Here is a 25,223-nt window from a genome sequence, read left to right on the forward strand (position 1 = left end):
AAATGGTTACAGCAAAGAATCCAATTTTATCCGGTTTCTATCCGGATCCATCCATATGCAGGGCAGGAGAGGACTATTACATTGTGAATTCCAGTTTTGTGTATGCACCGGGAGTTCCAATTTTCCACAGCAGAGATCTGGCGCACTGGGAGCAGATCGGGAATATTCTTGACAGACCGGAACAACTTCCGGTGAAGGGAAGTGAAATATCACAGGGGATTTATGCACCAACGATCCGCTTCCATGATGGACTGTTTTACATGATCACTACCAATGTAAGCTACGGAGGCAATTTCATTGTAACGGCAAAAGATCCAGCAGGACCGTGGTCGGATCCTTATTATCTCGGCGAAGATGCTCCGGGGATCGATCCCAGTCTTTTCTTCGATGATGACGGGAAATGCTATTACTGTGGTACACGACCGAATCCGGAAGGAGTCCGCTATAACGGAGACTGGGAAATCTGGGTGCAGGAACTGGATCTTCGGCAGATGAAGCTTGTGGGAGAAAGCATGGCAATCTGGAAAGGGGCTGTAAAAGGAGTTATCTGGCCGGAGGGACCGCACCTTTATAAGATCGACGGTTACTATTATCTGATGCATGCAGAAGGAGGAACCGGACCGGAGCACAGCATCAGCATTGCAAGAAGTAAAAAGCTGTTCCAGTGGTTCGAGGGCTGCCCCAGAAACCCGATCTTCACCCACAGGAATCTGGGGAAAAACTATCCTGTGATCTACGCAGGACACGGAGATCTGGTGGAGGATGGTAAGGGGAACTGGTACGTGGTAATGCTGGCATCCAGACCTTGTGAAGGACACAGCAGCATGGGAAGAGAGACTTTTCTGGCGAAAGTCACATGGGAAAATGGATGGCCGGTGATTGCAGAAGGCGTCGGGCATCTGGAAGATACATTGGAACTGCCCACAAAGGAATACCGTTTTCCAGAGGAAGTAAGCAGTACTTCCGATCATATCAGTTTCTGGGAGAAAAAACCGGACAAACGGCTGGTAAGTGTAGAAGAAATCTGTGAAGAAAACTATTCGCTGAGTCACCGTCCGGGGATGCTGCGGCTCTATACAAAAAAGGAAAAAATATCTGACTGCAATCATTGTTCCTATTTCGGAATCCGTCAGAAAAATTATGCATTCTATGCAGAGACTGGGATGGAATTTGAACCGAAGCAGGAATGTGAGACAGCGGGAATGGTGTTGTACCAGAATCATGAAAATCATCTGCGCATGGAGATCCGGAAAAGGGCTGACGAGAATTATTTTGTTGTGACAGCCTGTATCCATGGGGAAGAGAGAATCCTTACCGAAAAGCCGGTAGGAGAAGGTAGACAATTCTTTAAAATACGAATGCATTGCGACAGGCAGAAGGCACGGATATGGCTTTTTCGGGATGGCAGGGAGATGCTGATTGCTGAGGATATCAGTCTGCTTCCTTATACCACGGAGGAAGCAGGGGGATTTGTGGGATGTACGATAGGAATGTACGCATCTGCCAATGGACAGGACAGCAGTAACTATGCTGATTTTGCCTGGTTTGTGCAGAATGCCGTATAAAAATGTATTGCGGGCAGATCGTAGATGTCCTATAATAAAGAAGAGCAGGCTACAGAAACGTCTGCTCTTTTTCACATAAATGAGGAGAGGATCTTATGGGGAAGGCATTACATAAGCTGGGGCTTTGGATGGATGATTTCACCATCAAAAAAAAGTTTTATATTTTCTATGTTGTCTGTGTGTTGATTCCCCTGATTGTAACAGACAGTGTTGTGTTCCTGACGACTGCAAAATTTGACAGAGAGCGCAGGGAGCATGAGATGTCTAATATTGCCAGTGCGGTGGAATACAGTCTGAGCAGTATGATCGGAAATGCCGGGGAGATAGGCAACAGTATTTATACCAATCGCGATTTTGAAGAGTTCTTATCCAAAAGATACACTAATTCTGCAGAATATGTGGCGGCATATCAGAATTTCCTGAGCGGGACGTTATTGGAAAATGCACTGGGAATGAACAGTATGATATTTACCCTGTATACGGATAACGATACCATTGTAAACGGAGGAAGGGTCAATACGCTGGATAAGCTCAGGAATACAGAGAGCTATCTGCAGCTGAACGAAGAGGCGAAAAGCAAAGGGCTCTTTTTTGTCTATGATGACAGCAGTTCCAGAATCACAAGGGAGCGGCGCATCATTTATCTACAGCGGCTGGATTTCTATGATGCAGAGACAGAAAAGTACTTAAAAATCGAGTTTGATTATGGCAGTATGGTGCGCATCATTAAAAACATGAACTATGATAATGAGGTTCTGATCTGTGAAGGAGATCGGATCCTCCTTTCCAATGGACAATACGGCAGCTACGGCAGCGAGTTTCAGCGGCTGGATAACGCAACAATAAGAGAAGCCTATGAACATACCATCAGTCTGTATGGTACGGATCTTACGATTTATGTAAAGCCGGTAGAGAACAGTTTTCTTACAAGCATCCGGAACGAACTTCCCATCATATTGCTGCTCCTTGTGGCGAACGTTATTTTTCCCTTCTGGTTCGTTCAGATCTTCAACCGTTCCTTTACAAAAAGGATTACGGAACTGAGCAGGGTATTCAAATCGGTAGACAGTGATCATCTTATTCCCATGCCCTGTGAAGACGGTAAAGATGAGATCAGCAGTATGATACGAAATTATAATCGCATGGTGGAACGTACCAATGGACTGATCGAGACTGTATATAAGAATAAGATCCGTGAGCAGGAGATACTGGTGGGAAGAAAAAATGCGGAACTTCTGGCATTACACAGCCAGATCAATCCTCACTTTTTGTTTAATGTACTGGAAAGCATCCGGATGCACAGCATTTTGAAAAAAGAAAACGAGACAGCCGACATGGTGTCCAAACTTGCGGTGATGCAGAGACAGTATGTGGAATGGGGCAATGATTCCGTGAGTATCTTCCAGGAGATTGAATTTGTGAAAGCTTATCTGGCGCTTCAAAAGTATCGTTTCGGAGAACGGCTGAATTATGACATTGAAGTAGACAGAGAATGTGAAAACTTCAAGATACCCAAGCTTACGATTGTAACCTTTGTAGAAAATGCCTGTGTGCATGGCATTGAAAGCAAATCCAGCCCGGGATGGATATTTGTAAGGATAGGCCGTCAGGAAGAAGGGCTGGAGATAGAAATTGAAGATACTGGAAGCGGTATGGCGGAGGCCAAACTTACAGAGCTACAGAACAACATGTGCAATGCCAGCATTGAGATGCTCAAGGGCGGCGGAAGAGTAGGGATTATCAACGCCTGTGTCAGATTGAAAATGGTAACGGAAAACAGAGTGGAATTCCGTGTAGAAGGAGAAGAAGGAGTGGGAACCACGGTTACGATACGGATTCCCTGTTTGCAGGAGGGTAAAACAGATGCTGAAAGTATTGTTAGTAGATGACGAGCCGTTTATTTTACAGGGATTGAAACTTTTAGTAGATTGGGAGAATGAAGGCTTTCGGGTTGCGGGAACAGCGGCAAATGGGATGGAAGCACTGGCTTTTTTGAAGAAGGAAAAGGTAGATCTGGTTATTGCCGATATTAAAATGCCTCGGATGACAGGACTGGAACTGTTGGAACACATCCGTAAAGAGAAAATTTCAGATGCCTATTTTGTTATACTGAGCGGATATGCGGAATTTAGTTTTGCACAACAGGCAATACAGAATGACTGCACGGATTACCTGCTGAAGCCGGTAGACAGCGAGATTCTGTGCAAGGTACTGAATAAGGTTCTTGCCCTGCACAACAGAGAGGAACTGGATCATGAAAAGAACCGGAAGCTGGAGCAGGCTTATCTGGCGAGAAATATGATCGCATTGATCCAGGGGAAGTTTGATGACCTGAATGCCAGATATATACATGAACACATGAGGTGTGGAATCGGTGTGAGATATGTGGAAATCCAGATGGAAGAAGTCTGTGATGAAGAGGGAACGACAGATCGGGAAATGCGGACATTACAGAGGCGGCTGTATGAATACAGCAGGGAATACCTGAAAGAAGATGCAGATCTGTGTGTGTTTGATGTCTCTGTCAATGAGAAAATCTACGATATCGGACTGATTTTGTTTGACTATGTTCCGGAAAAAAACGGGATGGATGTAAAACGGTATCTGGAACGGTTTCGGGAATATCTTGCATCAAATTTACAGACAAATGTGGTGATGCTGGCAGGAAAAAAAGTGCAGGATATCAACAGTATCGCAAAGTCTTACGGCAATACCTGTATGCTTCGTTCTTTTCAGGGGTTCCGGACAAAGAAGGATATCTATTTCTATGAGGAGGAGGTCCAGGTATCTCCGGAAGGACTGATCCTGTGTAAGCAGAGCCTGGATGGCCTGCTGAAGGCAATCGAACAGAACAATCATCTGGAAATCCGGGAGGCGGTGGCTTTCTTTTATGAAGAAATGTGTAAACGCGGTATTTGTGGGGAGACGATGACCCTGAATATTAATTATCTGTTGTTTCAGCTGATCCACTTAGCCTGTGAACAGGATGATGACGTGAACCAGGAGGAAATCTTAAGGGTCATCAGTGAGAGCAGCTTTGCGACCGGGGTAAAGCGCGGAAGTAAGGCACATCTGACCAGATTTGCCTGCGAATATGCGGATTATCTGTCACAGCTGCGGAAGAATGTATCCAGAGGAATTCTGGGTATGGTGGAAAAAGAGATCCGGGAAAATTACGCTTCAAATATTACACTGAAAAGCCTGAGTGAGAAATATTATGTCAACAGTGCTTATCTGGGTCAGCTTTTCCGGAAAAAGTACGGACAATCCTTTAAAGACTACCTGAACAATTACCGGATGGAGCAGGCTGCGGATGCCTTGTTGCGTACCGATAAAAAGATCGTTCAGATCGCAGAAGATGTGGGCTACCATGATCTGGATTATTTTACGAACCGTTTTATTCAGATCAAGGGCTGCACTCCCGCAAGATTCCGTAAAAAGATGCAACAGGGAGAGTAAGAGAATAAAAGACAGGGGAAATTACAGGACTACCTATAATTTCCCCTGTCTTTTGCTATAGTTCCTCTGATTGTTAGTTCCTCTCAAAAAGGTAAAATAGATTTATCGAAAGGGAGGTAGTTACAACATGAACAAAAAGAGACTTGTAAGCATGTTACTTGTGTCAGCAATGACAGCGGCACTGTTCACCGGATGTGGCAGTGACGGAAACCAGACATCCGGAGACAGTACAACGAGCGCAGGAACCAACAGTACCACAGAAGAAGCAGGCATCAAAGAATTCACCGCATTTTTTGCGGTAGCGGGATCTGAGATCAATGACGACAATGAAGTGCAGCAGCTGATCGCAGAGAAGGTAGGCGCCAAAGTAAAAGAGACTTGGCTGACCGGACAGACCGCAGATGAAGCTGTGGGTACCATGATCGCCGGTGGCGAGTATCCGGACTTCATTGAGGGACAGACTGGAACCAAACAACTGTATGAGGCAGGAGCATTGGTAGCGCTGGATGATTATCTGGATGATTATCCTAATATCAAGAATCTGTTTACTGATCTGGAGTGGGAGAAGCTTCGTCAGGAAGACGGCCACATTTACTGGATCCCTCAGTTCAGCTGCATCAAGAACGAAGAGAAGGTATGTACACATAATGATGAAGCATTCTGGATTCAGGCAAGAGTTCTGAAATGGGCAGACTATCCCGAGATCCGGACCATGGATCAGTATTTTGATCTGATCGAAAAGTATAATGCAGCAAATCCTACTATGGAAGACGGAACAGCCAATATTCCTTATACCATTCTCTGTGATGACTGGAGATACTTCTGTCTGGAGAATGCACCTCAGTTCCTGGATGGTTATCCTAATGACGGAAGCTGTATGGTAGATCCTGAGACGCTGACGGTACTGGATTACAACACTTCCGATACCGCAGTAAAGTATTTCAAAAAATTAAATGAAGAATACCAGAAAGGCATTGTAGACCCCGAGTCCTTTACCCAGTCTTATGATGAGTATATTTCCAAACTTTCTACAGGACGTGTCCTGGGTATGATCGATCAATGGTGGGATTTCGCTTACACAGCAGGCGATGCCATCAAGCAGGCAGGACTGGATGCACAGGGATGCGATTACATTCCTCTGCCGATCACAATTGATGAAAGCGTAAAGAACCAGTGGCATAATGCCGGTGGCGCATTCAACTCAGGAAGCGGACTTGCAATTACTGTAAGCTGTAAGGATGTTCCCGGCGCACTGAAGCTGATCAATGATCTGCTGGATCAGGATATCCATAACCTTCGTTTCTGGGGTGTGGAAGGTGTTGACTATGAAGTAGATGAGAACGGTGAATTCTACAGAACACCGGAGCAGAGAACGCAGGCTTCCGATACAGAGTATAAGGCATCCCATATGTGCTCTTATTCTTATTTCCCTCAGTACAACGGAACCAGTGATGATGGTATCAATGCAAACAAGCCAGATGGCCAGGCGAGGGAATTCTTCGATGGATTAAACGATGATGTGAAGGAAGCATTCCAGGCATACGGTGCGGAGACTTACGTGGAAATGCTGGGCACCAACGAAGCACCCGGTGAATGGTATCCTATGTGGTCCTTCTCCAATAACTTCAATACCAGCACACCCGGTGGTATGGCATGGACCAAGATCGGTGAAGTAAAGCATGAGTATCTTCCTCAGGTAGTTATGGCAGCTGATTTCGACAAAGCATGGGCGGATTATATGGATGCATATAATGCCTGCAAGCCGGAAGATTTTATCAGTGAATTACAGGCAGAACTGGACAGCAGAATGGAACTGGCAGCAAAGTTCAAATAAAAACATATAAATGAAATTTGAGAATGGGCAGATGCAGGTAAAATTTCATCTGCCCGTTTTTTAAGGAGCGAGGATATGTCGTTAACGAGAACAAAATCGAAACAAAAAGTAAAACAAACCAGAACACCTATCACATGGAAAGAAATCAAAAGGCAAAAAGTTCTGCTTTTCTGGGCAGGAGTAATGATGATCTATGGAGTGATTTTTTACTATCTTCCCTTAGCCGGATGGACGATGGCATTCCAGAATTATAAGCCGCAGTTGGGAATCCTGCACTCCGAATTCGTGGGACTTCAGAAGTTTCAGATGTTATTCTCGGATGTGACATTCCTGCGGGTCATCAGGAACACACTGGCCATGGGCGTGATCAACCTTGTGGCAACTTTCGTTACCGCAATTGTATTTGCAATTCTATTGAATGAAATCAAGAGTAATGGTGGGAAAAAGACAGTACAGACGATCTCTTATCTGCCACATTTTCTTTCCTGGATCATCGTAACCGGTATCCTGCATGATATGTTGTCTGGTACCGGAATTGTAAATGAAGTATTGGTAAATCTGCATGTGCTCAGCCAGCCGATCAATTTCTTTGCCCATCCTGGGTACTTCTGGCCGATCGTAGCATTTGCAAATGTCTGGAAGGAGACAGGATGGAATGCCATTATTTATCTGGCGGCCATCACATCCATTGACCCTTCCCTGTATGAAGCTGCTGCCATTGATGGCGCAGGAAGATGGAATAAAATTAAATATGTTACTCTTCCGGGAATCAAACCGACCATCGTAATTTTATTGCTGATGAATGTGGGTAATGTATTAAATGCAGGATTTGAAATTCAGTATCTGTTAGGAAACGGATTGATACAGAAGTTCTCCCAGACGATTGATATTTATGTATTGAAATGGGGCATCAGCCAGGGAGATTATGCAATAGGTACAGCCGCAGGTATTTTCAAGAGCCTGGTAAGTATCATCCTGATCGTTCTGGCCAATCAGTTTGCAAAACATAACGGCGAAGAGCAGTTATTCTAAAACAGAAAGAGATGGTAATTACAATGATAGATACAAAGTATAAGATCAAATCCAAAAAAAATGACATTTTTCCGTTCATAAACGGCATCATCATGGTCCTGTTTGTGATCGTAACGTTATATCCGGTGCTGAATACTCTGGCAATCTCTTTGAATGATGGTACGGATGCCCTGCGGGGAGGAATCTACCTGTGGCCGAGAAAATTCACCTGGAAAAACTATACGACGGTTTTACATAAAGATAATCTGATCACAGGCGCTTATATCACAGTTGCCAGAACACTGATCGGAACCCTGTTGTCTCTGGCAGCCAATGCGATCCTTGCTTTTATTGTCAGCCGCAAAAGATTCCTGTTCCAGAGAGAGGTTTCCCTGTTCTGGGTCATCACCATGTATGTAAACGGTGGAATGATCCCGACATTCCTTTTATATAAGGGGCTGGGGCTTACCAACAACTTCTGGGTATATGTGATCCCTGGAATGGTAAGCGCATTTAACATGCTGGTAATCCGTACTTATATGAACGGAATCCCTGACAGCTTGGAAGAATCTGCACAGCTGGACGGTGCCGGTTACAGCACTATTTTTCTTAAGATCTATTCTCCGCTGTGTAAGCCGGTTTATGCCACAGTAGCCCTGTTTGTGGCGGTAGGACAGTGGAACTCCTGGTTTGATGCCATGCTTTACAATCGCATGAGCAGTAATCTGACCACATTGCAGTATGAATTGATGAAGCTGTTATCCTCCGTAACCAATCAGGGAACTTCAGCGGAGGCAATGAAGAATGCCGCAGGAACCGTAACACCGACTTCCGTGCGTGCAGCGGCAACGATCATTACCATGCTGCCCATTATCTGTATTTATCCTTTCTTACAGAAGTACTTTGTAGCCGGACTTACTTTGGGTGGCGTCAAAGAATAAAAATCGGAGAACGAGCAAATGGCAGGAGCATATCAGACTGGAATTTATCGAAATGTATTGAAAGAGTGCGGTTATGATGAGACCGCAATCGGGGAAAGACTGGAACAGACCTTTGAAACCATATTTTACGGAACGGAGGCACAACGTTTTTATCATGAGGCAGGCGGTGATATGGCGTATCTGGAGGATACCGGCAATCATGATGTACGCACAGAGGGAATGTCCTACGGCATGATGGTCTGTGTCCAGATGGATAAGAAGGCAGAATTCGACCGCCTTTGGAAGTGGGTGCGGACTTATATGTATATTCCGGCAGGACCCTGCCGCAACTATTTTGCCTGGTCCTGCAGCACGGATGGAACGCACAATGCAGAGGGACCGGCACCGGACGGAGAAGAGTATTTTGCCATGGCATTGTTTTTTGCATCTGCCCGCTGGGGGGACGGAGAAGGTATTTTTGCTTACAGCAAAGAGGCAAAAGCAATCCTGCGGGAATGTATTCACAAAGGGGAGCCTGGACATCCGGGAGAACCTATGTGGGAGCCTTCCAATCATCTGATCAAATTTGTCACAAACATGGATTTTTCTGACCCCTCATATCATCTGCCTCATTTTTATGAGTTGTTTGCGGAGAAGGTGGAGGAAGAAGACCGGGAATTCTGGAGACAGGCTGCGGCAGCCAGCAGAGAATATCTGCATAAGGCATGTCATCCACAAACCGGTCTCAGCGCAGAATACGCAGACTATGACGGGACACCCCATGCTGGGCATCAGGAGATCTTCGGAAAGCATGACTGGTACTACAGTGATGCATACCGCACCATAGCCAACATTGCTATGGATCATCTCTGGTATGACAAAGATCCGTGGCAGACGGAGATCGCAAACCGGCTGCAGAGATTTTACTGTGAAGAGCAGAGAGAACACTGGGACGGTGTGTTCCTGATTGATGGAACAAGACTGGAAGAGAAGGCACTGCATCCGGTTGCCATTGTAGCAGTCAATGCACAGGCATCACTGGCAGCAGACGGTCCTCATATAAAGGAATGCGTAGATCGCTTCTGGAATACTCCGCTCCGCACCGGGGACAGACGATATTATGATAATTTCCTGTACCTGTTTGCCATGCTGGCACTTTCGGGAAATTACAGAATTTACAAATAAAGAGAGTGGCACATGATTGGCACGGACCGCAGCGGAGCTGAGAAGTGGGAGTGCGTACCACGGAGCAAGTAAAGCTGTCCGTGGAACATGCCGATGTGGCAGTAATGTGCCTTGGACTGGATGCAACCATAGAGGGAGAACAGGGCGATGCCAGGAATGAATATGCCAGCGGAGACAAACTGGGATTAAATCTGCCGGGACTTCAGGAAGAACTTCTGGAAACTGTTGCAGCGATGGGAAAACCGGTGGTGGTTCTGTTAATGGCAGGAAGCGCCATAGATCTGCCATGGGCGGAACACAACCCGAATGTGAAAGCCATCGTGGATTGTTGGTATCCGGGAGCCAGAGGTGGTAAGGTAATTGCCGAAATGCTGTTTGGAGAATTTTCCCCCTCCGGGAAACTGCCGGTGAGATTTTATCATGGAACAGAAAATCTTCCGGTGTGGAATATTAGGGATGACTATGAAAGAAGAGAAGATATACCGGCAGGAAGCAGTGGTGCCGGATCGGGGACTGCCCTTTAAGCTATTCCGTTTCGAAGGTGCAGACGGAAAATATATATGTGAGGCGCATCAACATAGCTGTGTTGAAATATTTGCCTTGCGGGAGGGAAAGGTAGATTTTTATCTCGGCGATAAAAAATATGTCCTTCCGGCAGGAAAGTTTATAATTGTGAACAGCAATGAAGTGCATTCCATTCATACATCGGGACGAAATGAGGCAATTGTTTTACAGATCCCAATGGAAAAACAGATAATGCGGTTTTCCGGTGAAAAAAAGGAAGAGGATGGAAAACTTTTTGCATTACTTGAGAAAATGTACAGACAGCAGATCAGAAAAGAGTACGGCTATGAACTGTTGATGCAGAGTATCTTTTATCAGCTGAAATATCTTCTGGTAACCGCTTATCGGATACCTGAGGAAAAGAAGGATTATTATCCGGGGAATACTCATTCAGGACATCTTGAAAGAATTACTGGATACCTTCGGGAACATTATGCAGAAGAAATTTCACTGGAAACCCTGGCAGCAACATTTGGATATTGCCCTACTTACTTGTCGAAAATGTTCCGTCAGTATGGCAGAATCAACTATAAAGATTATCTGCGGAGCATCCGGTTTGAACATGCATTGCGGGAACTGGAGGAAACGGATCTGACCATAGGCGAAATTGCATTAAAGAACGGTTTCCCCAACAGTCAGGCTTTTTCCAGACTGTTCCGGGAGAAATACGGTATTCTGCCAACAGAGTATCAGAGAAGACAAAAAGAAAATGACAGCGCAGCTTTTCTAATGATTCAGATCCAAGCAGAAAGTTCCTTACTCGGCAGATTATGATACCTGTGTGGCAGAGGCAAGAAAGGATTTTCAGGAGAACGCCAGACCGTATTAAGCCTATATAGCTAATAATCAGAAAAAAATTTATGGAGGAATTTATGAACAGACAAGAGGCAGTCAGACGAGCTACTGAATTGGTGGAGCAGATGAGCGTAGAGGAACTGGCTTCACAGCTGCGCTTTGACGCAGATGAAATTCCACATCTGGATATTCCGGAGTATAACTGGTGGAATGAGGGCCTGCATGGTGTTGCAAGAGCGGGTACAGCAACTGTTTTTCCACAGGCAATCGGGCTTGGAGCAACTTTTGATGAAGAACTGCTGGAGCGGATAGGAGTTGCCGTTTCTACGGAGGCGAGAGCCAAATATAATGAAAATGAAAAACATGAAGACCGTGATATTTATAAAGGAATTACACTTTGGTCGCCCAATGTCAATCTCTTCCGGGATCCCCGCTGGGGGCGTGGACATGAGACTTATGGAGAAGACCCGACACTGATTGCAATACTGGGTGTTGCATATATCAAAGGTCTGCAGGGAGAGGGAGAATATCTGCGCACGGCAGCGTGTGCCAAGCATTTTGCAGTACATTCCGGCCCGGAGGAAAAACGTCACTATTTTGATGCAAAGGTTAGCATGAAAGAACTTTGGGAAACGTATCTTCCGCAGTTTGAGGCCTGTGTCAGGGAAGGAAAAGTCGAAGCGGTTATGGGCGCATACAACAGAACCAATGGTGAACCATGCTGTGCTCATAGTTATCTGATGGTGGAGGTTTTGAGAAAACAGTGGGGATTTCAGGGACATTATGTTTCAGACTGCTGGGCTATCCGTGATTTTCATGAACACCATAAGGTGACAGACAGACCGGAGGAAAGCGTCAGACTGGCTCTGGAGATGGGCTGCGATGTTAATTGCGGATGTACTTATCAGAAAATCCTGAATGCCTATGAAGAGGGGCTTATTTCCAAAGAACTACTGCAGAAATCAGCCATTCGTTTATTTACGACCAGATTCTTGCTGGGAATGTTTGATGAGACAGAATATGATCATATTCCGTATGAAGTTGTTGAATGTAGGGAACATATTGAGCTTTCCATAGAGGCAGCATGCAAGAGTGTCGTATTGTTAAAAAATGATGGCATTTTACCCTTAAATAAAAAGAAACTTAAAACAATCGGAGTCATTGGTCCCAATGCCAATTCCAGAGAAGCCCTGATCGGCAATTATCATGGGACGGCTTCAAGGTATGTTACTGTACTGGAAGGTATTCAGGACTATGTAGGCGATGATGTCAGGGTACTTTATTCAGAAGGCTGCCATTTGTTTTTAGATCAGGTAGAAAAACTGGCAAGAGAGGATGACCGTATCTCTGAGGCAATGACAGTTGCAGAACATTCGGATCTTGTTATTCTGTGTCTGGGACTGGACGAAAGTCTTGAAGGAGAAGAGGGCGATACAGGCAATGCATATGCATCCGGAGACAAGCAGGGGCTGATGCTTCCGCCTTCACAGCAGAGGCTTTTGGAAATCGTGGCAGAAATGGGAGTTCCGTTTATTGTATGTATGATGGCAGGAAGTGCTATGGATTTGAACCTGGCAGATAACAGGGCGAATGCAGTTCTTCAGACATGGTATCCGGGAGCAAGAGGTGGAAAGGCAGTTGCAGATATACTCTTTGGAGAAATATCACCTTCGGGTAAATTGCCGGTTACCATTTACCGCAATTTACAGGGGATGCCGGATTTTGATGACTATTCCATGAAGAACAGGACATATCGCTTTGTGGAAAAAGCTCCGCTTTATCCATTCGGTTATGGGCTGAATTATGCTGATACACTAGTTACGAGGGCGGAATTGACGGAAGATGTGGTATATGCACAGACGGAAGAACAGAGTGTAGGTGTTGAAGTAACCGTTGCAAATCACGGAGATGTTTTTACAGAGGATGTATTGCAGGTCTATGTACAGGTTGAGGATATCAACGAAGTGCCCAATCCTAAACTTGCCGTGTTTAAGCGCGTGGAACTTGCACCGGGAGAAGAAAAGATGGTGACACTGGAAATTCCGAGGAGGGCATTTACCGTTGTAGATGAAGAAGGTAAATTTGTACATACCGGTAGGGGAGCAGATATTTATGTTGGCTTTGGACAGCCGGATGAACGGACGAAGGAACTGACCGGAAAGAAGTGTCTGAAGATTCATATATAATGATGCCAGGGTCAAAAGGTCTAAGCCCACATGAGCTTGCTCATAGGTAGGTGAAAGACCTTAGAACCCGCCCCGATATGAGCATAAAAGTGGGATGATAATCCCACGATATGCGAATATTGGGTAGGGTGCTATGTGCCAGTGGCACATGTCTAGCACGGACCGAAGCGGAGCGGAGACGTGGGAGTGCGTAGCACGGAACAATCCGTAGGCATCAAAGTCGGGGGCTTTTGACCCCGACATCATATAATGATTGTAATGATATGTAGCGTTCTCATTTCGGTCAACATTTGATTAGAGGTATGCATGAAAAAATGAGTCTGTGTGACGATTAAAAATGTCATCACAGACTCATTTTTGTGATTAAGGAATTAATATTTCTTCCAGCAGGACGGCAGCAGGATCACGAGCATGGGGAAGAGTTCCAGTCGTCCGGCCAGCATATCGAACATCAGCACGCATTTGGACAGAGGACTGAACAATGCGAAGTTCTGGGTGGGACCGACTAACTCCAGGCCGGGACCGATATTGTTCAGGGTGGCCAGTACTGCGGTAAAGTTTGTGCTCAGGTCATATTCGTCCAGACAGACGATCAGCAGGGAAACGAAGAGTACGATAAAATAAGCCGTCATATAGACATTGGTGGAACGAAGCGTCTCGTGGGACAGATTGTGTCCGTCCATCTTGATCTTTTTCACCATCCGGGGATGGATCATCATGGACAGCTCCTTGCGGATCGCCTTGAAGAGGATCAGCACACGGGATACCTTTATACCGCCACCGGTACTGCCGGCACAGGCTCCGATCATCATCAGAAGCAGAAGGATCGTCTTCGACAATTGCGGCCACATATTGAAATCCGTGGTGGCAAATCCGGTGGTGGTGATGATCGTTCCTACCTGGAAAAAGGAGTGCCGCAGTGTCTCTCCCAAAGTTGCATAGAGCGGGCGGATATTCCAGGCGATCGTCAGAGCACTGGCGAAAATGATCAAAAAATACCAACGAACTTCTTCGATGGAAAAAGCTTCCTTAAACTGCCTGCTTAACAGACAGAAATATACCGTATAATTGACACCGCTTAAGATCATAAGTATCGTTACTGCATTCTGTATCAGTGGAGAGTAACCGCCGATACTGCTGTTCTTGACACCGAAACCACCGGTGCCGACACTGCCGAAGGTCGTACACAGGGAATCAAACAACGGCATACCGCACAGGCATAGCATGATCACGCCCAGAACAGTGATCGCCATATAAAGTCCATAGAGGATTTTCGCAGTATCCCGTACTCTCGGTACCAGCTTGCTGACGGAAGGACCGGGGCTCTCCGCACGCATCAGGTTCATGGTGGAGCCACCCATCATCGGCAGGATCGCCATAATAAATACAAATACGCCCATACCGCCGATCCAGTGAGTGAAGCTGCGCCAGAACAGGCTGGCATAGCTGAGTGCTTCCACATCGGACAGGATACTGGAACCTGTGGTCGTAAAGCCGGAGATCGTCTCGAAGAGAGCATCAATATAAAAAGGAATCTCTCCGGTGAGAACGAAGGGAATAGCACCGAAAACAGACATGACAAACCAGCCCAGTGCAACGGCAGTGAAGCCTTCCCTGACATACAATTCCTTAAAACGTCCTGTGTGTTTGAAGCTTAACAATTTTCCTAAAATGAAACAAACAGCTGCGGTCACCAGATAGATCAGTGCCACATGATATTCTCCGTAGATCATACCCACGATCCAGGGAAGCAGTAAGAATAAAGCTTCAAATTGTAAAATAAATCCGATAATAAAACTCAATATCGCAAAATTCATGATAGTGTCCTTCTACAAAATTACCCTTCAATAATATCTTTAATATCATTCAGCCGTGCATGTGTCAGTACTACGACCACATAATCGCCTACATGAAGCTCGTCCTGACCACTGGGAATAATAGCCTGTCCTCCGCGGACGATGGAACAGACCAGGATATTTTTCCGGATGTGCAGACGGTTCAGAGGTATATTGGTAACGGCAGAATCCTCTTTGATGTAGAATTCCAGTGCCTCTGCATGACCGTCTTCCAGCTTATACAGATTCTCCACATTACTGTTGAGAGATTCATTCATGGATCGTGCATATTTAATGATCATATCTGCAGTTACCAGGCGCGGATAGGAGATCGTATCCAGCTTGATATCACTTAAGACACCACTGAAGTTGATACGGTTGATCTTGGTGACTACCTTTGCGCGGGAAGTCCGTTTCGCATACAGTGACAGGAGGATATTTTCCTCATCCAGTCCGGTCAGTGCAGCAAAAGCATCCACGTTCTCCAGCCCCTCCTGTATCAGAAGACGTTCATCCGTACCGTCACCGCAGATAATGGAAGCCTTGGGCAGCAGTTCACTCAGATGCTCGCAGCGAGCGGGATCCTGATCGATGATCTTGGTATGGATGCCGACTTCTAAAAGTCTTCTTGCCAGATAATAAGCAATGGTTCCGCCACCGACGATCATGGCAGTACGTGCCCTGCCGGCGCCGATACCGATCTTTTTGAAGAAATCATTGGCCTTGGGAGGAGTGGACACAATAGCTACCACATCGCCTTCCCGGAAGACAAAATCACCCCGGGGAATCAGCACCTGATTATCTCTGGTGACCATACATACCAGTACATCGCATTTTAAGGTGGTACGGATATGGATCAGTTCATAATTATTTAAGAGACAGTCATGGGTCACGCGGAAATGCAGAAGCTCGATCCTTCCCTTGGAAAAAGTATCGATCTTAACTGCAGAAGGAAACTGGAAGATCCGGGCAATCTCGGCGGCACTGGACAGCTCCGGGTTGATGATCATGGCAAGCCCCAGTTCTTCCCGCAGAAAAGCAATCTCATTATTGTAGATAGGATTGCGGACACGGGCGATGGTCTTACAATGTCCCGCCTTTTTCGCAATGACACAGCACAGAAGATTCTGCTCATCGGATCCGGTCACGGCGATCAGCAGATCCGCATGGTCAATGCCGGCCTCAGACAGTGTCTGGAAGCTGACACCATTGCCCACGATGCCCATGGCATCCAGATCATCCGTGATGGAATTCACCTTTTCCTCATTGGTATCGATCACGGTGATATTGTGATTCTCACCGCCTAATTGCTCTACCAGGGTGTAGCCAACCTTGCCACAGCCCACAATGATTATGTTCATAAAAACCTCCAAAACAAAAGTCATAAAAACAGTTATCGCTTATTATACCACACTATAGAAAAAAAGAGAAGATTGAAAGGAATATCCTGTCCACGGAGACATATATTGTAACTATTCAGAGCATTAAATATCAGCTAAGTCTTGATGAATGCCTGCATTCGCAAAGGAGAAGTTCCGAAGGAACGATTTTGCGCATGAGGTTCTGAATAGTTACGGGAGGAGAAACATGGACAGCCTGCTTCGTATTTTTCCGCAAAAGAGAAGAGCATTCTGGCAGAAGACAGCGGATAATGGGGAAAAAATCTGCGAGATCCGTCTACGTGTGGACAGGCCGGTGATCGTGGAAACATCGAGAGAAGATTATTTCTTAAATAACGGCGGGGAATGGCAGGAGCATCCTTACGGAGCGCATCTGGTGACGGAAGCGGAGATACGGGAGTTGATCGCCTGGCTGTGTCAGGATTCGGTGTATGCTTATGCCGATGAGATCAGACAGGGCTTTTTGACTGTGGAAGGCGGACACCGGATCGGATTGTGCGGACAGGCTGTGTTGGAAAATGAAACAGTGATCCGCACTCTGAAAAATATTGCGTTTATCAATATCCGGGTCGCCCATGAGATCCGGGGAGCAGCTGACGGTATCCTGCCAAAATTATATAAGAAAGGAAAATTTCAGAATACCCTGATTGTATCGCCTCCGGGATTCGGCAAAACCACTCTGCTCAGGGATCTGATCCGCCAGATTTCCGATGGTAATACGTATGGTGCGGGACTTCGGGTGGGAGTGGTGGACGAGCGCTCGGAGCTGGCGGGAAGCTATCTGGGAAGACCTCAGAATGATCTGGGGATGCGGACGGATGTGCTTGATGGCTGTCCCAAGGCTCAGGGGATGTTATTACTTTTGCGTTCCATGTCACCTCAAGTCATTGCAGTGGATGAACTGGGGGAGGAAACGGACAGGCGGGCCTTACAAAAAGCAGCGGCCTGCGGCTGTGGTCTGCTGGCCACTCTGCATGGAACGGACGAGACGGACGCAGCAAAGCGCCTGGGTGAATCCTGCCTGCGACAGATATTTGACCGCATAGTGATCTTAAAAGGAAGGGGACGGATGGAATGCAGATGCTCGGAGGATTTCTGATTCTGTTGGGATGCTTTGGAATGGGACTGTGGTATCGGCAGCAATTCTTAGGAAGATTATATACGATCCGGGAACTCATCCGCATTCTGGAACAGTGGATCAGTGAGATCCGGTACAACGGGTCAACACTTCCGGAATGCTGCCGACAGACCGGCAGACAACGGAAAGACAGGCTGGGAGAGATCTGCACCGAAGTATACCGAGAATATGCGGAGACGGAGGATGCTGGTTTTCTGGAACTGGCGGAGAAAAGCTTTCGCAGACAGCTGCGGATGCTTCCTCTGAAAAAAGAAGACATTGAAGAGTTTTTGCGTTTTGCGGAAAAAGAGGGCTATGCGGATGAAACGATGCAGATAAAAAGTATCGAATTGTCCAGACAGGGACTGGAACATACGGCGGATATGCAGCAGCGGGAAATTACACAGAAATGCAGGCTCTCCGTAGGACTGGGAGCCATGAGCGGTCTGCTGATACTGTTATTGTTAGTCTGATGCCGGTTCCGGAGACCACAGAGAGAAGAGAAAAGGACGGGGAAAGATGGGAATAGGACTGATCTTTAAAATAGCTGCGGTAGGAATCCTTGTAACGATACTCAGCCAGGTCTTAAAACACAGCGGCAGGGAGGAACATGCTTTTCTCGTCAGCCTTGCGGGACTGATCCTGGTTCTTAGCTGGATCGTTCCGTATATCTATGATCTGTTTGATACTGTACAGACTCTGTTTTCGTTTTAATAGGAGGAAATATGTCCGAGATCATTAAGATTGCATTGCTTGGAATCGCCGGAGTTCTTTTTGCCATACAATTTAGGCAACAGCGGCCGGAATATACGCTGCTGATCGGATTTGCCCTGAGTGTGCTGGTATTTTCCTATGTGCTGGGGCTGACGGGACAGTTGCTGGAGGAGTTTGCGGGATTACAGCAGTACCTCGGGGATGCAAAAGGGTATCTCGGTATTTTGATGAAAGTGGTGGGGATCACCTACCTGTGTGAATTCAGCGCCGGAATCTGCAAGGATGCCGGATTCGCAGCGGTATCGGATCAGATCGAGATTCTGGGAAAACTTTCGGTACTGTTTGCGGGACTGCCGATTCTGCTTACGGTGATCCGACAGATCTATGGTATTTTATAAGAGTGAGGGAGCAATGGATGCAATGTGGCAGGAATATGGCATGGAAGAACTGGAAAAAGGGATGCAGAAGCTGTTTCCGGCCTCCCGGATCTCCGTGGCGGAATTGATGGGACAGCTGCTGCAGGGAGATGTGCTGGGGGCAGCGGGAACCCTGTTGCAGGAAGTGATACAGGGAATGGGAGCATCTGCTGCGGGCAGGAAAAATATTCTGATCTGGCTGATCGTACTGGGGATCCTTTCTGCACTGCTGATTCATTTCGTGGAGGTTTTCGACAAACATCAGATTGCGGATTTAAGCTTTTACTTTATCTATCTGCTCATGGGAGTGATCCTGCTGCAATGTTTTTCCGGGATTCTGGGAACCGCAAGAGAGACGGTGGAAAATATCGTGTTGTTTGTAAGGCTGATGGTACCTACGTATCTTCTTGCGGTGGGAGTGGCCTCGGGGCCGGCTACAGTGGGAGCCGGGTATCAGCTGATGCTGCTTCTGATCTATGGTACGGAAAAAATACTGTTGGGTGTGGTACTACCACTGATTTACTGCTATGGCCTGTTGACCATGATCAACGGGATCTGGGTGGAGGAAAAGCTGACACTTTTGACGGAACTTCTGGAAAAGGCGGTGGGCTGGATTCTCAAGGCTTCTCTGGGAGTGGTCACGGGGATCAGCGTGTTCCAGTCATTGATCACACCGGTATTGGATTCCGTGAAGACCTCCGCCGTGGAAAAGGCACTTTCGGCACTGCCGGGGATCGGAAATGCGGCAGACGGGCTTCTGGAGCTGGCGGTGGGTTCAGCCGTTGTCATCCGCAACAGCATCGGCGTACTTTTGCTGTTACTGCTTCTGGCGGTGTGTGCGGCTCCGCTTCTGGAGATTTTGTTTACTGCGTTTTTGATCAAGTGTGCGGCAGCTTTTATGGGGATCGTCAGCGATAAAAGAGTGACCAACTGTACGGATCATATGGGAAATGCAGGGATGCTTCTGTTTCGTACTGCGGGCACAGCCATGCTGTTGTTTCTGATCACATTGGCACTATTAGCTATCGGAAGCAGGGGGAGGTAAGAGGATGCAATGGTTATACCGGGTGATCGGACAGGCCGGGATCTTCCTGATCTGTGCACAGACCGTAGTGCATTTCAGACCGAAGGAGTCCTACGATAAATATTTGAAACTGTTATTATCCGTTATGCTGTTGCTGCAGTTGTTACAGCCTGTTCTGAGCATGTTCGGCGGCGGAGACGGCTGGAATGCAGAAGAACAGGTGACAGGATTTATGCAAGAATTGCAGACCGTGCTGACCCGGGCCACCGAACAGGCAGAACAGTCGCAGGAAGAGATCGGGAATACGGCAGCTGCTGTGGCGCAGGAAGCCGGGGAAGGATATGACCCGGCAAATGTGTGGGAGCAAGATTCTGCACAGGGAGCTGTTACAGGAGAAAACAGTGGGGAAGTATCGGATCAGAAGGAAACAGATAGGGAAAATGCAGAAACGGAGGGGATCCATGTGGACATTGCACCAATCCGGCTGGAATGATGGAGAAGTCTGCTGGAGAGTTAAGGAAAATGACGGTAGAAAAACCGGAGCCAGGGAAGAAAAAGAGGTGAGAAGCAATGGGTGAATTTTGGGAAAAGATCACAGGCAGCATTGGTACAGGTAACGGTGCAGGCGGTTCCGGCCCTCCGAAATGGTTCCGTCGGGACAACCTGTTGATTCTGGTATTGTTGGGTGTCCTATTGTTTATCATCGCCCTGCCGGTGAAAAAGGAGGAGCCACAGGCAGCTTCCGTTGGCACAGAGACTGCAGAACAGTACAATGCCGGAATTTTCACTTCTCCTTCGCAGACAACCGGGGAACAGGAGACGGTGGTAGATACCGAAACCCGGGCGGTGGCAGCGGGAAGCGCGGAGGAATATACTGCCTATCTGGAGGGAAAACTGAAGAAAATGCTGGAATCCGTCCGGGGACTGGGAGAGGTGGAAGTCATGATCACATTGGAATCCTCGGAGGAAAGAATTGTGGAAAAAGACATGACCGCGGATCGTTCCCAGACAGAAGAACAGGACTCCGCCGGAGGAACCCGCACCGTGAGTTCTTCCAATACCGGATACCAGACCGTCTATCAGGACGGCAGTCAGGGCACACCGTTTGTAGCGAAGACGATCACACCCAAAGTGGAGGGGGTGCTGGTGGTGGCGGAAGGAGCCGGAAAAGGCAATATGACCAGTGAAATCACGCAGATCGCACAGGCACTTTTCGGTGTGGAAGCCCACAAAGTCAAGGTGTTGGAAAAATGAGTCACAGGAAACATATCCGCACAGACGGGTACATACAATAGAGTATAAAATCAAGAAGGCAGATACAGGCCTTTGGAAAAGGGGAACGCAGTGAAAAACTTAATTAAGAAGAATCAGCTTATGATTACCGCACTTGCCATCATGATAGCCATTGCAGGTTATCTGCAGTTTGCGGGGACCAACCTGGAAAAGGAGTATCTGGCGTCGGATAATACAGAAGATCTCAGTGCAGTGGATTCCACAGACATTGTCACAGATATGGAAAGCCTGGATTCGGATGTGGAGATCGTCATGGAAGATTATCTGGATGAAGATATGCAGGTGGCAGAGGCTACGCCGGACGAAGGGGAGATTCCCGGGGAAGCAGTGTTGACCGGAACGAACGGTGTGGAGGTACTGTCTGCTGCAAGACTTTCCAAGGAGCAGACCAGAGCCCGGAATAAAGAGACGTTATTGGAGATTATCAACAGTACTGAGCTCAGCGATGCCCAGAAACAGGAAGCGGTGGACAGTATGGTGCGCATGACTGATATCGCGGAAAAGGAAGCGGCGGCCGAGGTGCTTTTGCAGGCGAAAGGTTTCAGTGAAGCTGTGGTCAGCATCAACGGGGATGCCGTGGATGTGGTGGTCAATGCCGCAGAACTGACGGATGTGCAGCGGGCACAGATCGAAGATATCGTAAAAAGAAAGACGGATATTGCGGCGGAAAATATCGTCATCAGCACCATTGCACAGTGATATTTTTGTGTACATAGGGGAAAAATTATGTTATGATACCAAGGGTTACAATTAAAAAGCCTACGCAAGCTTGCTTGCAGGAGGCTTTTTGAATTCGTAACCCGTACCACATGAGCAAGCAGCCATTTTCGAAGAAAATGAGCGGATTGCGAATGCGGTCCAGATTGAGAGAGTGCGAAGCACGAAGCAATCTGGATGGTATCATAAGAACTCGGAGGAGCAAGCAGCCATTTTCGAAGAAAATGAGCGGATTGCGAATGCGGTCCAGATTGAGAGAGTGCGAAGCACGGAACAATCTGGATGGTATCATAACTTAACCTGGAAAACTTGACAAAAGGAAGAAACAATGAAGAGAGTCTTTTTAATTGTATTGGACAGCTTCGGTATCGGACAGATGCCGGATGCCGCAGCTTACGGTGACATCAATGTAAATACACTGGGGAGCGTGTCAAAGAGCCCTTTTTTTCATATGGAAAATATGAAAAACATGGGTTTGTTTAATATTGATGGCGTGGAAGTGGGAGAGAAAACAGACCATCCCACCGCAGCTTACGCCCGCATGACGGAGCGTTCCCGCGGAAAGGATACGACCATCGGGCACTGGGAGATCGCAGGTATCTATTCTCCCAAGCCACTGCCTACCTATCCGGACGGCTTCCCCGAGGATGTGCTGGAAGAGTTCCGGATCCGCACCGGCAGAGATGTGCTGTGCAATAAGCCGTACTCCGGCACACAGGTCATTGCGGATTACGGGGACGAGCATGTGCGCACCGGCAAACTGATCGTATATACTTCCGCAGATAGTGTGTTTCAGATCGCTGCCCATGAGGATGTGGTTCCTGTGGAGCAGTTATATGATTATTGCCGTATTGCCAGACAGATTTTACAGGGAGAACACGGCGTGGGCCGTGTCATTGCGAGACCTTTTATCGGTGAGAGCGGACATTATACCCGTACCCCCAGAAGGCACGATTTTTCCCTGCTGCCTCCCGCAGTGACCATGCTGGATCAGCTGAAGGCTGCCGGTAAGGATGTCATTGCTGTGGGTAAGATCCAGGATATTTTCGTAGGCAAGGGCATTACCGAGCATGTATACACTTCCGGCAACGCAGAAGGCATTGAGCGGACACTGGAATATCTGGACAAGGATTTCGAAGGACTCTGCTTTATCAATCTGGTGGATTACGACATGCTCTACGGCCATAGAAGAGATGTGGACGGCTATGCGAAGGCACTGGCTTATTTTGATGAGAAGCTGCCGGAGATCCAGGCGCACATGAAGCCGGATGATATTCTGATGATCACCGCAGACCACGGCTGTGATCCCGCTTACACAGCCACCACGGATCACACCAGAGAATATACTCCGTTTCTTATGTACGGTGCGCCTGTGACGCCGGGGAATCGCGGAACCAGACCGACTTTTTCCGATATCGGAGCTACGGTATTGGATTATTTCGGAATCCAACCGGAGTTTGAAGGAAGCTCTGTTTTAAAGGCAGATCCATCATAGATAGCAGATCCCGAAGAACTGCGAAAATAGATTTTTAGAGATATAAGAGATATATTTGGAGGACTATAGTAGTGAGTAATAATTATACAGAAGAGATCAACCGCCGCCGGACGTTTGCCATTATTTCCCACCCGGATGCCGGCAAGACGACCCTGACCGAGAAGTTCCTGCTCTACGGAGGAGCCATCAACCTGGCAGGAAGCGTAAAGGGTAAGGCAACGGCCAGACATGCGGTATCCGACTGGATGCAGATTGAGAAAGACAGAGGTATTTCCGTTACCTCTTCCGTATTGCAGTTTGAATATGACGGTTACTGCATCAATATTCTGGATACCCCGGGACATCAGGATTTCTCTGAGGATACCTACCGTACCCTGATGGCAGCGGACTCCGCAGTTATGGTCATCGATGCTTCCAAGGGTGTCGAGGCCCAGACGAGAAAGCTGTTCAAGGTCTGCGTGATGCGCAAGATCCCTATTTTCACCTTCATCAACAAGATGGACCGTGAGGCAAGAGATACCTTTGAACTGCTGGATGATATCGAGAAGGAGCTTGGCATTGCCACCTGCCCCATCAACTGGCCCATCGGTTCCGGTAAGGAATTCCAGGGTGTCTACGACCGTGAGAAAAAGTGTGTGATCGCATATTCCGATACGGAGAAGGGAACGAAGGAAGGAACTTCCACCGAGATTCCCATTCAGGACGAAGAACATCTGAAGGAACTGATCGGAGAGGATGCAGCGGACAAGCTGCTTGGCGAGGTGGAACTGTTGGACGGTGCCAGCGCAGAGTTTGATCTGGAGGAAGTGCAGAAGGGTAACCTGACCCCGGTATGCTTCGGATCTGCTTTGACCAACTTCGGTGTGGAGATCTTCTTAAAGCATTTCCTGAATATGACTACCACGCCGCTGCCAAGAAAAGCAGACATCGGCATGATCAACCCGACGGAGCATGAGTTCAGTGCCTTTGTTTTCAAAATCCAGGCTAACATGAACAAGGCTCACAGAGACCGTATCGCATTCATGCGTATCTGCTCCGGTAAATTCGATGCCAACATGGAAGTGCGTCATGTGCAGGGCAATAAGGTTATGAGATTATCCCAGCCCCAGCAGATCATGGCGGATGAACGTAAGATCTTAAACGAGGCTTATGCGGGTGATATTATCGGTGTCTTCGATCCCGGCATTTTCTCCATCGGAGATACCCTGTGCATGCCCAGGGAGAAGTTCCAGTATGAAGGTATTCCGACCTTCGCTCCGGAGCATTTTGCCAGAGTGCGCCAGGTGGATACCATGAAGAGAAAACAGTTCGTCAAGGGCGTAGAGCAGATCGCTCAGGAAGGTGCTATCCAGATCTTTCAGGAGTTCAATACCGGTCTGGAAGAGATCATCGTCGGTGTGGTAGGCGTGCTGCAGTTCGATGTACTGAAATACCGTCTGGAGAACGAATATAACGTGGAGATCCGTCTGGAGAACCTGCCTTATGAGCATATCCGCTGGATCGAGAATAAGGATGAGATCGACCTGGCCAAGCTGTCCGGTACTTCCGATATGAAGAAGGTCAAGGACATGAAGGGTAATCCTTTATTACTGTTTGTGAATTCCTGGAGCATCGGCATGACTCTGGACCGTAATAAGGGACTGGTGCTGACGGAGTTCGGACGCAATTAGTAATTATATGGAAACAAAAAGTG

Annotated in this window: 22 protein-coding genes and 1 pseudogene; 20 read left to right on the forward strand and 3 right to left on the reverse strand. The window is 47.3% G+C overall.

Annotated elements, in window-relative coordinates; all coding sequences use genetic code 11:
- Window positions 1-2 precede the first annotated feature (2 nt).
- From OCV96_RS00680 to OCV96_RS00725, 10 genes are all read left to right on the forward strand, one after another.
- Window positions 3-1,565 carry a glycoside hydrolase family 43 protein gene (locus tag OCV96_RS00680; RefSeq protein WP_022313627.1) on the forward strand — a complete coding sequence of 521 codons (1,563 nt, stop codon included), beginning with the start codon at window positions 3-5 and terminating at the stop codon, window positions 1,563-1,565.
- Window positions 1,566-1,660: 95 nt separating this feature from the next.
- Window positions 1,661-3,454, forward strand: coding sequence for a sensor histidine kinase (locus OCV96_RS00685; RefSeq protein ID WP_022313628.1), 1,794 nt, complete (start codon window positions 1,661-1,663; stop codon window positions 3,452-3,454).
- Window positions 3,429-5,024, forward strand: a complete 1,596-nt coding sequence (locus OCV96_RS00690; RefSeq protein WP_022313629.1) for a response regulator transcription factor — start codon at window positions 3,429-3,431, stop codon at window positions 5,022-5,024. Before OCV96_RS00685 ends, OCV96_RS00690 begins: the two co-directional genes overlap by 26 nt.
- A gap of 127 nt (window positions 5,025-5,151) precedes the next feature.
- Entirely contained in the window at window positions 5,152-6,858 is a 1,707-nt protein-coding gene (locus OCV96_RS00695; protein ID WP_022313630.1) for a type 2 periplasmic-binding domain-containing protein, read from the forward strand.
- 75 nt (window positions 6,859-6,933) lie between these two features.
- Window positions 6,934-7,890: an ABC transporter permease gene (locus OCV96_RS00700; protein WP_118537156.1), complete on the forward strand. Its 957-nt coding sequence runs from the start codon at window positions 6,934-6,936 to the stop codon at window positions 7,888-7,890.
- A gap of 23 nt (window positions 7,891-7,913) precedes the next feature.
- Window positions 7,914-8,810 (forward strand): carbohydrate ABC transporter permease, encoded by an 897-nt coding sequence (locus OCV96_RS00705; protein WP_022313632.1) that lies wholly within the window; start codon window positions 7,914-7,916, stop codon window positions 8,808-8,810.
- A gap of 18 nt (window positions 8,811-8,828) precedes the next feature.
- A complete protein-coding gene (locus OCV96_RS00710) occupies window positions 8,829-9,974 on the forward strand; it encodes a family 8 glycosyl hydrolase (protein WP_022313633.1) in 1,146 nt (381 codons plus the stop codon).
- Window positions 9,975-10,018: 44 nt separating this feature from the next.
- Window positions 10,019-10,498 (forward strand): glycoside hydrolase family 3 protein, encoded by a 480-nt coding sequence (locus OCV96_RS00715; RefSeq protein WP_022313634.1) that lies wholly within the window; start codon window positions 10,019-10,021, stop codon window positions 10,496-10,498.
- A complete protein-coding gene (locus OCV96_RS00720) occupies window positions 10,431-11,312 on the forward strand; it encodes an AraC family transcriptional regulator (RefSeq protein ID WP_227733638.1) in 882 nt (293 codons plus the stop codon). The genes OCV96_RS00715 and OCV96_RS00720 overlap by 68 nt, the downstream gene beginning before the upstream one ends.
- Before the next feature lie 98 nt (window positions 11,313-11,410).
- Window positions 11,411-13,519 carry a glycoside hydrolase family 3 C-terminal domain-containing protein gene (locus OCV96_RS00725; RefSeq protein ID WP_262593248.1) on the forward strand — a complete coding sequence of 703 codons (2,109 nt, stop codon included), beginning with the start codon at window positions 11,411-11,413 and terminating at the stop codon, window positions 13,517-13,519.
- A gap of 20 nt (window positions 13,520-13,539) precedes the next feature.
- Here the strand turns inward: OCV96_RS00725 and OCV96_RS19545 are convergent.
- The 3 genes and pseudogenes from OCV96_RS19545 to trkA all read right to left on the reverse strand — a co-directional run bounded on the left by OCV96_RS19545 (window position 13,540) and on the right by trkA (window position 16,715).
- Window positions 13,540-13,765 (reverse strand): annotated as a pseudogene (locus OCV96_RS19545) (hypothetical protein).
- A 125-nt stretch (window positions 13,766-13,890) separates the two neighbouring features.
- Window positions 13,891-15,336, reverse strand: coding sequence for a TrkH family potassium uptake protein (locus OCV96_RS00735; RefSeq protein ID WP_262593249.1), 1,446 nt, complete (start codon window positions 15,334-15,336; stop codon window positions 13,891-13,893).
- Window positions 15,337-15,356: 20 nt separating this feature from the next.
- On the reverse strand, window positions 15,357-16,715 hold the full coding sequence (gene trkA / locus OCV96_RS00740; protein WP_117464847.1) for a Trk system potassium transporter TrkA: 1,359 nt from the start codon (window positions 16,713-16,715) through the stop codon (window positions 15,357-15,359).
- Between the two features lie 226 nt (window positions 16,716-16,941).
- On the opposite strand from trkA, the gene spoIIIAA reads away from it, so the two are divergent.
- From spoIIIAA to OCV96_RS00790, 10 genes are all read left to right on the forward strand, one after another.
- Window positions 16,942-17,853: a stage III sporulation protein AA gene (gene spoIIIAA / locus OCV96_RS00745; RefSeq protein WP_227732889.1), complete on the forward strand. Its 912-nt coding sequence runs from the start codon at window positions 16,942-16,944 to the stop codon at window positions 17,851-17,853.
- A complete protein-coding gene (locus tag OCV96_RS00750; RefSeq protein WP_022313640.1) occupies window positions 17,829-18,344 on the forward strand; it encodes a stage III sporulation protein AB in 516 nt (171 codons plus the stop codon). Before spoIIIAA ends, OCV96_RS00750 begins: the two co-directional genes overlap by 25 nt.
- A 46-nt stretch (window positions 18,345-18,390) precedes the next feature.
- Complete coding sequence (gene spoIIIAC / locus OCV96_RS00755; protein WP_022313641.1) at window positions 18,391-18,585, forward strand: stage III sporulation protein AC; 195 nt, start codon at window positions 18,391-18,393, stop codon at window positions 18,583-18,585.
- Between the two features lie 11 nt (window positions 18,586-18,596).
- Entirely contained in the window at window positions 18,597-18,983 is a 387-nt protein-coding gene (locus tag OCV96_RS00760) for a SpoIIIAC/SpoIIIAD family protein (protein ID WP_022313642.1), read from the forward strand.
- 13 nt (window positions 18,984-18,996) lie between these two features.
- Entirely contained in the window at window positions 18,997-20,046 is a 1,050-nt protein-coding gene (locus OCV96_RS00765; RefSeq protein ID WP_227732891.1) for a stage III sporulation protein AE, read from the forward strand.
- A gap of 4 nt (window positions 20,047-20,050) precedes the next feature.
- Window positions 20,051-20,518 carry a stage III sporulation protein AF gene (locus OCV96_RS00770; protein ID WP_227061534.1) on the forward strand — a complete coding sequence of 156 codons (468 nt, stop codon included), beginning with the start codon at window positions 20,051-20,053 and terminating at the stop codon, window positions 20,516-20,518.
- 77 nt (window positions 20,519-20,595) lie between these two features.
- Window positions 20,596-21,279 (forward strand): stage III sporulation protein AG, encoded by a 684-nt coding sequence (locus OCV96_RS00775; protein WP_227732893.1) that lies wholly within the window; start codon window positions 20,596-20,598, stop codon window positions 21,277-21,279.
- 90 nt (window positions 21,280-21,369) lie between these two features.
- Window positions 21,370-22,017, forward strand: coding sequence for a SpoIIIAH-like family protein (locus tag OCV96_RS00780; protein WP_117464988.1), 648 nt, complete (start codon window positions 21,370-21,372; stop codon window positions 22,015-22,017).
- Between the two features lie 346 nt (window positions 22,018-22,363).
- Entirely contained in the window at window positions 22,364-23,530 is a 1,167-nt protein-coding gene (locus OCV96_RS00785; RefSeq protein WP_262593250.1) for a phosphopentomutase, read from the forward strand.
- A 71-nt stretch (window positions 23,531-23,601) separates the two neighbouring features.
- Entirely contained in the window at window positions 23,602-25,200 is a 1,599-nt protein-coding gene (locus tag OCV96_RS00790) for a peptide chain release factor 3 (protein WP_022313649.1), read from the forward strand.
- The last annotated feature ends 23 nt before the right edge of the window (window positions 25,201-25,223 follow it).

This window comes from Waltera acetigignens, from assembly GCF_025567015.1.
Taxonomy (GTDB): Bacteria; Bacillota; Clostridia; order Lachnospirales; family Lachnospiraceae; genus Acetatifactor; species Acetatifactor acetigignens.

Coding starts and splice junctions, on each gene's coding strand:
- OCV96_RS00785 (WP_262593250.1), top strand. CDS start 22,364: ATGAAGAGAGTCTTTTTAATTGTATTGGACAGCTTCGGTATCGGACAG.
- OCV96_RS00705 (WP_022313632.1), top strand. CDS start 7,914: ATGATAGATACAAAGTATAAGATCAAATCCAAAAAAAATGACATTTTT.
- OCV96_RS00760 (WP_022313642.1), top strand. CDS start 18,597: ATGTCCGAGATCATTAAGATTGCATTGCTTGGAATCGCCGGAGTTCTT.
- OCV96_RS00725 (WP_262593248.1), top strand. CDS start 11,411: ATGAACAGACAAGAGGCAGTCAGACGAGCTACTGAATTGGTGGAGCAG.
- OCV96_RS00685 (WP_022313628.1), top strand. CDS start 1,661: ATGGGGAAGGCATTACATAAGCTGGGGCTTTGGATGGATGATTTCACC.
- OCV96_RS00750 (WP_022313640.1), top strand. CDS start 17,829: ATGCAGATGCTCGGAGGATTTCTGATTCTGTTGGGATGCTTTGGAATG.
- OCV96_RS00700 (WP_118537156.1), top strand. CDS start 6,934: ATGTCGTTAACGAGAACAAAATCGAAACAAAAAGTAAAACAAACCAGA.
- spoIIIAC (WP_022313641.1), top strand. CDS start 18,391: ATGGGAATAGGACTGATCTTTAAAATAGCTGCGGTAGGAATCCTTGTA.
- OCV96_RS00735 (WP_262593249.1), bottom strand. CDS start 15,336: ATGAATTTTGCGATATTGAGTTTTATTATCGGATTTATTTTACAATTT.
- trkA (WP_117464847.1), bottom strand. CDS start 16,715: ATGAACATAATCATTGTGGGCTGTGGCAAGGTTGGCTACACCCTGGTA.
- OCV96_RS00695 (WP_022313630.1), top strand. CDS start 5,152: ATGAACAAAAAGAGACTTGTAAGCATGTTACTTGTGTCAGCAATGACA.
- OCV96_RS00770 (WP_227061534.1), top strand. CDS start 20,051: ATGCAATGGTTATACCGGGTGATCGGACAGGCCGGGATCTTCCTGATC.
- OCV96_RS00680 (WP_022313627.1), top strand. CDS start 3: ATGGTTACAGCAAAGAATCCAATTTTATCCGGTTTCTATCCGGATCCA.
- spoIIIAA (WP_227732889.1), top strand. CDS start 16,942: ATGGACAGCCTGCTTCGTATTTTTCCGCAAAAGAGAAGAGCATTCTGG.
- OCV96_RS00710 (WP_022313633.1), top strand. CDS start 8,829: ATGGCAGGAGCATATCAGACTGGAATTTATCGAAATGTATTGAAAGAG.
- OCV96_RS00690 (WP_022313629.1), top strand. CDS start 3,429: ATGCTGAAAGTATTGTTAGTAGATGACGAGCCGTTTATTTTACAGGGA.
- OCV96_RS00775 (WP_227732893.1), top strand. CDS start 20,596: ATGGGTGAATTTTGGGAAAAGATCACAGGCAGCATTGGTACAGGTAAC.
- OCV96_RS00720 (WP_227733638.1), top strand. CDS start 10,431: ATGACTATGAAAGAAGAGAAGATATACCGGCAGGAAGCAGTGGTGCCG.
- OCV96_RS00765 (WP_227732891.1), top strand. CDS start 18,997: ATGGATGCAATGTGGCAGGAATATGGCATGGAAGAACTGGAAAAAGGG.